This window comes from Siccirubricoccus soli, assembly GCF_024178315.1.
Classification (GTDB): Bacteria; Pseudomonadota; Alphaproteobacteria; order Acetobacterales; family Acetobacteraceae; genus Siccirubricoccus; species Siccirubricoccus soli.
On record NZ_JAMZIK010000007.1, the window covers coordinates 1 to 8766 of the forward strand.

Genomic DNA, 8766 nt, shown 5'->3' on the forward strand with positions numbered 1-8766 from the left:
AGGTGCTCGGCCAGGCGCGCTACCCCTTCCCGCAGACCACCGGCTACTCCTCCTTCCTGCTCCAGGCCCAGGCCTCCCGCGCCAAGGTGCTCGGCCTCGCCAATGCCGGGACGGATACGGTGAACTGCGTGAAGCAGGCGCATGAATTCGGCCTGACGCGGAAGATGAAGCTGGTCGGCCTGCTCTGCCTGCTGGGCGATGTGCGCGCCATGGGGGCGGAAGCCGGCCAGGGCTTGCTGACCACCGAGCCCTTCTACTGGGACCTGAACGAGCGCACCCGCGCCTTCACCCAGCGCCTGCTGCCGAAGATGCCGCCCAGCATCTACCCCAGCACCAACCATGCCGGTGCCTATTCGGCGGTGCTGCACTACCTGAAGGCCGCCGCCGTCATGGGCCCGGCCCAGGCCAAGGCCTCCGGCCGCGCCACCATCGCGCAGATGCGGGGCATGCCGACCGAGGATGACTGCTTCGGCCCCGGCCGCATCCGCGAGGATGGCCGCAAGATCCACCCGGTCTACCTCTTCGAGGTGAAGGCGCCGGCCGAGGTGAAGATGGGCTGGGATCTCTACAAGCTGGCCGGCTCCATCGAGGCGGAGCAGGCCATGCGCCCGCTCAGCCAGGGCGGTTGCCCGATGGTGCGGAGCTGAGCCGAAACCCTGCCGCGGCCTGACCGCAGAGCGGAGCCGGGGAGGTGCATTCCTCCCCCCGGCAAGGCACCGGGGGCGCTGCTGCCCACGGGCGGCCTACAGCCCCCTTTTGGCCCGTCCGCCCGGCGGATGGCGCGGTTTGTGGCGGTTCATCCCGTCCGGCTTGGCGGAGGCGGGTGCATAGGCGGTCTGACGGCGTGTCCGGGATCCTCCGGCGATGCCGCCGGACCGGAAGGGCCTACCCCGCCAGTTCTTCCAGCGGCCAGCGCGGGCGCGGCGCGTGGCCCAGCTCGTCTACCAGCCCGCGCTGCAGCCGCTCCACCCCGGCCCAGGCGACCATCACGGCATTGTCCGTGCAAAGCCGGATGGGCGGCGCCACCAGGGGCAGGCCGCGCTTCGCCGCCACCGCCTGCAAGCCTGCCCGCACCGCGGCATTCGCCGCGACGCCGCCCGCCACCACCAGCGCCGTCGCGCCCGGCAGCATGGCCAGCGCATGCCCGGCCCGGTCCGCCAGCACCGCGGCCGCCGCGGCCTGGAAGCCGGCGGCGAGGTCCGCCTTCTCCTGCTCCCCCGGCGGGCCCGGCAGCCGGGCCAGGACGTTGGCGACCGCCGTCTTCAGCCCGCTGAAGGAGAAATCGCAGCCCGCCCGGCCCAGCAGCGGCCGCGGCAGGGGGAAGCGCGCCGCATCGCCCTGTGCCGCCAGCCGCTCCAGCGCCGGCCCGCCGGGCCAGGGCAGGCCCAGCAGCTTCGCCGCCTTGTCGAAGGCCTCTCCCACCGCGTCGTCCAGCGTGGTGCCGAGGCGGCGGTAGCGCCCCACCCCCTCCACCGCCACGCATTGGCAATGGCCGCCCGAGATCAGCAGCAGCAGATAGGGGAAGCGCGCCCCGCCCGGCACCAGCCCCGGCAGGGTCGCGGTCAGCGCATGCGCTTCCAGGTGGTTCACCGCCACGAAGGGCAGGCGGTGCGCCAGCGCGATCCCCTTCCCCACCGAGGCGCCGACGATCAGCCCGCCGATCAGCCCGGGGCCGGAGGTGGCGGCCACCCCCGCCAAGTCGCCATAGCCGAGCCCCGCCTCCGCCATCACCCGCCGCACCAGCCCCGGCAGATGCTCCAGATGCGCCCGCGCCGCGATCTCCGGCACCACCCCGCCGAAGGGGGCGTGCTCCCGCAGCTGGCTCAGAACGGCTTCGGCCAGGATGGTGCCATCGGCCCGCAGCACCGCCGCCGCCGTCTCGTCGCAACTCGATTCCAGCCCCAGCACCGCGGCGCTGCTGTCCATCCGGAGTCCCGCGCCTTGCACAGGGTGTGAACCGGGGCAAGGCTGCCCAAGCCCGGCGGGGCGCCCTATAAGCCGCGGCATGCGCGAAGGCCACCCCGCCCCCGCCGTGCTGATCACCCGGCCGGAGCCGGGCGCAGCAGAGACCGCCGCGCGGCTCGCTGCCCGAGGCTGGCAGCCCCTGGAAGCGCCAGCGCTGGTCCTCGCTGCGCGCCCCTTCGTCCTGCCCCGCACCGCCCAGGCCCTGCTGCTCACCAGCCGCGCCGCCGCCCGCTGCCTGCCGGATGCCCTGCCGCGGAGCCTGCTCGTCCTCGCGGTGGGGGAGGCGACGGCGGCGGAGGCTTGTTCTCACGGCTTCGTGAATATCCTGGCGGCGGAGGGCGATGCCGCCGCCCTCGCCCGCCTCGCCGTGGCCCGGCTCTCCCCCGCCGCCGGCCCGCTGCTGCTGGCGGTCGGCGCCGGCTATGGCCGGGAACTGGTGGCGGCGCTGCGCGCTGCCGGGTTCCGCGTGCTGCGCCGCGTCGCCTATGCCGCCCACCCCGCCGCCGCCCTGCCGGAAGCGGCGCGGGAGGCCCTGGCGCGCGGCACGGTCGGCGCCGCGCTCTTCTTCTCGCCGCGTTCGGCGCACGCCGCTATCGCCCTGCTGCGCCAGGCCGGGCTTGGCGGCAGCGCCGCGGCGGTGGAGGCGCTGGCCATCAGCCCGCGGGTGGCGGAGGCCGCCCGCGCCGCCCTGGCCCCTTTCACCTGGCGTGCCCTCAAGGTCGCAGCGCGGCCGGACCAGGACTCGCTTCTGCAACTGCTCGACCCCAGCTAGGCGAACCATGAGCGACACGCCCAACCAGACCCAGAGCCCACCCGACGCCCCGCCGCCGCCGCGCAATTCCCCCATCGCCCCGCCAGGCCCACGCCGGCTCGACCCCGCCGCGCTGCTGATCGGCGTCGGCGGCGTGGTGCTGCTGCTGGCGCTGTGGTGGCTGCTGGTCACGCCGCGCTCCACGGTGGATGCCGGGGCGGATGCGGTGCGGCTGGCGCGGGCGGAGGAAAGGCTGGAAGCCCTGCGCGGCGAGCTCTCCGCCCTTGGCGGCCGGGTGCAGCAGGCCCAGGCGCTGGAAGCCCGGACCAAGGCGCTGGAGGACCGGCCGCCGCCGCCCGATCTGCGCCCGCTGGAAAGCCAGCTGCACGGGCTGACGGAGCGCCTCGCCGGCGCCGATCGCGCGGCGCAGGACCGGACGGCGGCGCTGGAGCGCCGGCTGGCGACGCTGGAGGGCCGGCCGGCCATCGACCCCAATGCCTTCGCCCAGCGCCAGGTGGTGGACTCCCTCGCCAGCCGGCTGGACAGCCAGGCGGCCGACCAGGCCCAGCGCTCCGCCGAGACGCGGGAGATGCTGAACCAGCGCATCGCCGCCGCCGAGGCCGCGGCGCAGCAGAAGCTCGGCGCGCTGGAGCAGCAGCTCGGTCAACGCATCGCCGCGCTGGAGGCGGCGCAGCAGCGGCTGGCCGCCATCGAGGGCCGCACCGCCCGCCTTGCCGCGGTGGATGCGCTGCGCGCCAGCCTGATCGCCGGCCAGCCGCTCGGCCCGGCCCTCGGCCGGATCAATGACGCGCCGCCGGCGCTGACGCGCTTCGCCAATGTCCCGCCGCCCACCGAGGCCTCGCTCCGCCTTTCCTTCGAGGAGGCGGCAAAGGCCGCCCGCGCCGCCTCGGATGCCGCGATGCAGCCGGATGGCAGCCGCGCCGGCGTGGTGGACAGCGCGCTGGCGCGGCTCGGCGGCCTCGTCACCATCCGCCGCGGCGATCAGGTGGTGTGGGGCGATGCGGCGGAGGCGGAGATCGAGCGCGCCCGCCGCGCGCTGGAGGCGGGGGATGTGGAGATGAGCCTGACGCATATCGAGAAGCTGCCGCCGCCGGCCCGCGCCGCCATGCAGCCCTGGGCGGACCAGGCGCGCGCCATGCTCGCCGCCCGCGCCGCGCTGCGCCAGCTCGCGGCGGGCTGAGCCGATGCGTCGCGCGCTTTTCGTCCTCGTCATCCTTGGCGCCGCCGTTGCCCTGGCCCTCTGGCTGGCCGGCGTCGGCGGCACGGTGGAGATCCAGGTGGGCGATGCCTGGATCGGCACCAGCTTCCCCATTGCGCTGCTGGTGCTGCTGCTCGGCTTTCTGCTGCTGCACCTGCTGCTGAACGGCCTCAGCGCCCTGCGCCGCCTGCCCGGAAGGCTGCGCGCCCGCCGCGCCGCCCGGCGCCGGGTGGAAGGCGATGCGGCGGTGACGCGGGTGCTGGTGGCGCTGGCCGCCGGCACGGCGGAGGCGGCGCGGCTGGAAGCCCGCCGCGCCCGCCATCTGCTGGGCGACACGCCGCAGACCCTGCTGCTGGCCGCGGAGGCGGAGCGCCTGGCCGGGCGCGAGGCCGCCGCCGGCGAGATCTTCCGGGCGCTGGCGGGGCGGGAGGATGCCCGCTTCCTCGGCCTGCGCGGATTGCTGCGCCAGGCGATGCAGGAGGGCGACTGGGAGGCCGCCCATGCCCTGGCGAAGGAGGCGGAGGCGGTGCATCCCGGCGCCGCCTGGCTGCGCCAGGAACGCGCCGAGCTGGCGCTGCGCACCAAGGATTGGCGGGAGGCGCTGGCCCTCGCCGCGCCGGACGCGCCGCGCGCCGCCCTGGCCCTGGCCGCCGCGGCGCAGGAGACGGACCCGGTGAAGGCGGCGGAGCTGGAGCGCCAGGCCTATGAGGCGGATCGCGGCTTCGCCCCGGCGGCGCTGGCCCATGCCCGCCGGCTGGAAGCCGCCGGCAGCCCGCGCCGCGCCCGCGGCGTGCTGGAGGAGGCCTGGGCGGCGAAGCCGCATCCGGACCTCGCCGTGCCTTATCTGGCGGCCGAGACCGACATCCTGATGCAGGTGAAGGCGGCCGAGGCGCTGATCCGCCGCAACCCGGAGGCGGCGGAGAGCCGGCTGCTGCTGGCCCGCACCGCGCTCGCCGCCGGGCTGACCGGCCGGGCGCGCGGCGCGCTGGAGGCGCTGGTGGCCTCGGGCGAGGCCGATCGCCGGGCCTATCTGCTGCTGGCGGAGCTGGAGGAGGCGGAGCAGGGCGAGACCGCCGAGGCCCGCGCCGCCCAGTCGCGCTGGCTGCGCGAGGCCGCCAAGGCCCCGCCCGAGCCGCGCTGGCGCTGCGGCCATTGCGGCGCGGAGCATGCAAGCTGGGCCCCGGTCTGCACCGCCTGCGACCAGGTCGGGGAGATCGGCTGGGGCCAGGGCAGCACGGCCAAGGCCGCGGTGGCGGCCTGAAGACGATCCGACCCGATGGATCGCACCGTGATCCATCGGGTCGGAGGCTGCTCCGGCAGGGGCGGCCCCGGGGCGCCGGTCGAGGAACGCGCGCTGCCTCCAGCAATGGCCCTTCCCGTTGCCGCCGCGTCAGCCGGCCAGGCCGGGCGGCCTGACCAGCCGCCGCGGCAATGTCCTGCCCTTGCGGCAGGACTCTACCCCGTCCCTTCCCCGACAGGTCCTGGCTGACCGGCCGATTCCCCATGGGGCCGCGATCCCTGGGCGGTAACGCGCGGCTTCGGTCGGGCCGGAGATGCGCGGCCACCGGCGGAAGCGGCGCCGCGGATGCGGGACGACCGCGTGGCCCCCATGCCACGCCCGGCGTGTCCCACTCGCACCATCCCCGTTATCCACACCTATCCCCGTAATTCACAGGGCGAGGGCTGCGCTAGGATGCGGGCATGAACACCATCGACACGCCCCCGTCCTTCGCCGCAGAGGGCGGGCTGCTCGGCCTCTCCCAGCGCGTGCCGCCGCACAATTACCAGGCGGAGCAGGCGCTGCTGGGCGCCCTGCTGGCCAACAACAAGGCCTATGAGCGGGTCTCGGAATTCCTCGCGCCGGAGCATTTCGCCGACCCGGTGCATGGCCGCATCTTCCGCGCCATCCAGCGCCGGATCGAGGCCGGGCAGCTTGCCGATGTCGTGACCCTGCGCCCGGAATTCGAGCATTCCGGGCTGCTGGACGAGGTGGGCGGCCCCGCCTACCTGGCGCAGCTCCTCTCGGCCATGATCGGCATCATCAATGCCGGCGAATATGGCCGCATCATCCATGATTGCTGGCTGCGCCGGCAGCTGGTGGATGTCGGCGAGGAGGTGGTGAACCGCGCCTATGGCGGGGAGCCGGAGCTGGACGCCAAGGCGCAGCTCGAGGCCGCCGAGCAGCGGCTCTTCGACCTAGCGAAGGATGGCGGCAGCGAGGGTGGCTTCGTCACCTTCGAGAAGGCGCTGACCGAGGCGGTGCTGGCGGCGGAGCGCGCCTTCTCCACCCCGGGCGGCGTCTCCGGCCTCTCCTCCGGCCTGCGCGACCTCGATGCGAAGACCGGCGGGCTGCATCCCTCGGACCTGTTGATCCTCGCCGGCCGTCCCGGCATGGGCAAGACGGCGCTCGCCACCAAGATCGCCTTCGGCGCCGCCCAGGCCCTGGTGCGCGAGGCGCAGGAGAAGGGCGCCCAAGGGGATATGGTGGTGCAGCCGCGCGGCACCGTCGCCATCTTCTCCCTGGAAATGAGCGCCGATCAGCTCGCCACCCGTCTGCTGTCGGAGGCCTCGCGCATCTCCGGCGACAAGATCCGCCGCGGCGACATCAGCCAGCGCGACTTCGACCGCTTCGTGGAGGTGAGCCGCGAGCTCTCCACCCTGCCGCTGGTCATCGACGACACGCCGGCCATCACCATCTCCGCACTGCGCACCCGCTGCCGCCGCCTCAAGCGCACGCGGGGGCTGGAACTGGTGGTGGTGGACTACCTCCAGCTCATGCGTCCCGCCGCCGGCACGCGGCCGGAATCCCGCGTGCTGGAAATCTCCATGATCACCCAGGGGCTCAAGGCCATCGCCAAGGAGCTCTCGGTGCCGGTCATCGCCCTCTCGCAGCTCTCCCGCCAGGTGGAGCAGCGCGAGGACAAGCGGCCGCAGCTTTCGGACCTGCGCGAATCCGGCTCCATCGAGCAGGACGCCGACATGGTGATGTTCGTCTATCGCGACGAATACTACGAGGCGCAGCGGGCGCCGAAGCAGGTGGGCTTCGAGTCGGAGGAGAAGTTCCAGGACGCGCTGAACCAGTGGCAGCAGCGCATGGAAGCGGTGCACAACCGGGCCGACCTGATCATCGCCAAGCAGCGCCATGGCCCGACCGGCACCATCCCGCTGTTCTTCGAGGCGGAGTTCACCCGCTTCGGCGATCTCGACCAGACGCATGGCGGCGGTCCTGGCTATTGAGGCGGGCCGACAGGGGTGGGCAGCCCCGCGCCGCGCCCCCGCAACCTGCCGGCGCAGATCGTTCCGCGCGAAAATCAGGCGGGCAATTCCCCAATTGCGGGGGTGCTATCCGCCGCGGACCGCGTTAGGGACACGGCGGATGGGAGAGCAGGAATCGCTCATGGCGAAGGACGGGACTGCAGCGGAACGCCGGGCGGCGCGGCTGGCCACGCTGACCAGCCTGGCGCGCCCGGTGCAGCATGAGGTGAACAACCTCCTCACCGTGGTCTTCGCCAATCTGGAATTGCTGCGGCGGACTGCGGCCGAGGGACCGCCGCAGCGTCAGCTCGGCCGCATCCAGGAAGCCGCCCGCCGCTTCGAGACGACGACCCGCGCCATGCTGTCCCTGCTGCGCCGACCGCCGGAAGGGCTGGCGACGCTGCGGCTGAGCGAGGTGGTGGAGGCGCTGCGTCCCCTGCTGCAATTGCTGCTGCCCGCCCCCGGTACGCTGCGCCTGGCGCTGGAGGTGGAGGACGCCCCGATCACCCTGGACCGCGCGGTGTTCGAGGAGACGCTGCTCTCCCTGGCGGCGGAGGTGGCGGAAGCCCTGCCCGCGGGCGAGGGGCTGGGGCTGGAGCTGGAGGCGCTGCCGGAGGTGACGGAGCTGCGCCTGACCCTGCCGCCCGAACTTGGCGCCCTTGCACTGCAGCGCCTGGCTGCCCTGGCCAGGGCAGCAGGGGGCGAGGCCGCCCCCATGGAGGGCGGCTGGCGGCTCCGCCTGCCGGTGTCCGCGCCGGGCTGAATCCGGCCTCGCTGCCCGGTCGGGCAGCAAGGCGAAGCTTTGGGCAGGCAGCGCCCCCGTGGCGCGCAACTCCGGCGCAGGGAGTCGGTTCCGCTTCGCAACTAGCCATGTCTCTGCTATCGCGACCCTGGCAAGGCGGGCTTGGGGGGGGCCCGGGGCGATCCTCGTTGATCGTCTCTCCCCACTGGCGCAGCATTTGCTGAGGCTGAGAACGACAACAGGGATGCTGCCCCGCGGGGCGGCGAAGGGGAAACTGAGCAATGCAGCCCTTGGGGCTTTCCATCCGGCACGCGATGGGGGCAGCCGCGCTGGCCCTTGGCCTCGCCATGCCGCTGGCCGCCTCCGCCCAGCAGGCGCCGGCCAATACCCTGGATGCCGTCCGGGCGCGCGGCCACCTGATCTGCGGCGTGAATACCGGACTTGCCGGCTTCGCCCAACCGGACAGCCAGGGCACTTGGCGGGGATTCGACGTGGATTACTGCCACGCCATCGCCGCCGCCATCTTCGGCGACGCGACCAAGCTGCGACTCGTGCCCACCACGCCGCAGGTCCGCTTCACCGCGCTGCAATCGGGCGAGGTGGACGTGCTCTCCCGCAACACCACCTGGACGCTGTCCCGCGACACCTCGCTCGGGCTCGACTTCGCCGCGACGAATTTCTACGACGGCCAGGGCTTCATCGTGAAGGCGAGCGCCGGGGTGAAGACGGCGAAGGAGCTGGACGGCGCCACCATCTGCGTGCAGCCCGGCACCACCACCGAGCAGAACCTGGCGGAATGGGCACGGTCCAACCAGGTCCGCTTCACCCCCGTGG

8 protein-coding genes are annotated in these 8766 nt (G+C 73.9%); 7 read left to right on the plus strand and 1 reads right to left on the minus strand.

The genetic code is table 11. From position 1 onward, the window contains the following. A partial coding sequence (locus NJ376_RS01070; RefSeq protein WP_252951362.1) for an ABC transporter substrate-binding protein occupies positions 1-647 on the plus strand: 647 nt, incomplete at its 5' end. Positions 648-885: 238 nt separating this feature from the next. Here NJ376_RS01070 and tsaD read toward each other — a convergent pair. Continuing rightward, positions 886-1926 (minus strand): tRNA (adenosine(37)-N6)-threonylcarbamoyltransferase complex transferase subunit TsaD, encoded by a 1041-nt coding sequence (gene tsaD, locus NJ376_RS01075; RefSeq protein WP_252951363.1) that lies wholly within the window; start codon positions 1924-1926, stop codon positions 886-888. Positions 1927-2005: 79 nt separating this feature from the next. On the opposite strand from tsaD, the gene NJ376_RS01080 reads away from it, so the two are divergent. From NJ376_RS01080 to NJ376_RS01105, 6 genes are all read left to right on the plus strand, one after another. Then, a complete protein-coding gene (locus NJ376_RS01080) occupies positions 2006-2737 on the plus strand; it encodes a uroporphyrinogen-III synthase (RefSeq protein ID WP_252951364.1) in 732 nt (243 codons plus the stop codon). 7 nt (positions 2738-2744) lie between these two features. After that, a complete protein-coding gene (locus tag NJ376_RS01085; RefSeq protein WP_252951365.1) occupies positions 2745-3917 on the plus strand; it encodes a hypothetical protein in 1173 nt (390 codons plus the stop codon). 4 nt (positions 3918-3921) lie between these two features. Then, positions 3922-5196, plus strand: a complete 1275-nt coding sequence (locus tag NJ376_RS01090) for a heme biosynthesis HemY N-terminal domain-containing protein (RefSeq protein ID WP_252951366.1) — start codon at positions 3922-3924, stop codon at positions 5194-5196. Positions 5197-5636: 440 nt separating this feature from the next. Continuing rightward, positions 5637-7172, plus strand: coding sequence for a replicative DNA helicase (locus tag NJ376_RS01095; RefSeq protein ID WP_252951367.1), 1536 nt, complete (start codon positions 5637-5639; stop codon positions 7170-7172). Between the two features lie 160 nt (positions 7173-7332). Continuing rightward, the gene (locus tag NJ376_RS01100) at positions 7333-7953 is read left to right on the plus strand and encodes a sensor histidine kinase (protein ID WP_252951368.1); all 621 of its coding nucleotides are present in this window, start codon (positions 7333-7335) and stop codon (positions 7951-7953) included. 260 nt (positions 7954-8213) lie between these two features. After that, the coding region (locus tag NJ376_RS01105; RefSeq protein ID WP_252951369.1) for a transporter substrate-binding domain-containing protein at positions 8214-8766 on the plus strand (553 nt) is incomplete at its 3' end.

Excerpts from the sequence above, each read along its gene's own strand:
- NJ376_RS01090 (WP_252951366.1), top strand. The coding sequence starts at position 3,922 with ATGCGTCGCGCGCTTTTCGTCCTCGTCATCCTTGGCGCCGCCGTTGCC.
- NJ376_RS01095 (WP_252951367.1), top strand. The coding sequence starts at position 5,637 with ATGAACACCATCGACACGCCCCCGTCCTTCGCCGCAGAGGGCGGGCTG.
- NJ376_RS01100 (WP_252951368.1), top strand. The coding sequence starts at position 7,333 with ATGGCGAAGGACGGGACTGCAGCGGAACGCCGGGCGGCGCGGCTGGCC.
- NJ376_RS01085 (WP_252951365.1), top strand. The coding sequence starts at position 2,745 with ATGAGCGACACGCCCAACCAGACCCAGAGCCCACCCGACGCCCCGCCG.
- NJ376_RS01080 (WP_252951364.1), top strand. The coding sequence starts at position 2,006 with ATGCGCGAAGGCCACCCCGCCCCCGCCGTGCTGATCACCCGGCCGGAG.
- tsaD (WP_252951363.1), bottom strand. The coding sequence starts at position 1,926 with ATGGACAGCAGCGCCGCGGTGCTGGGGCTGGAATCGAGTTGCGACGAG.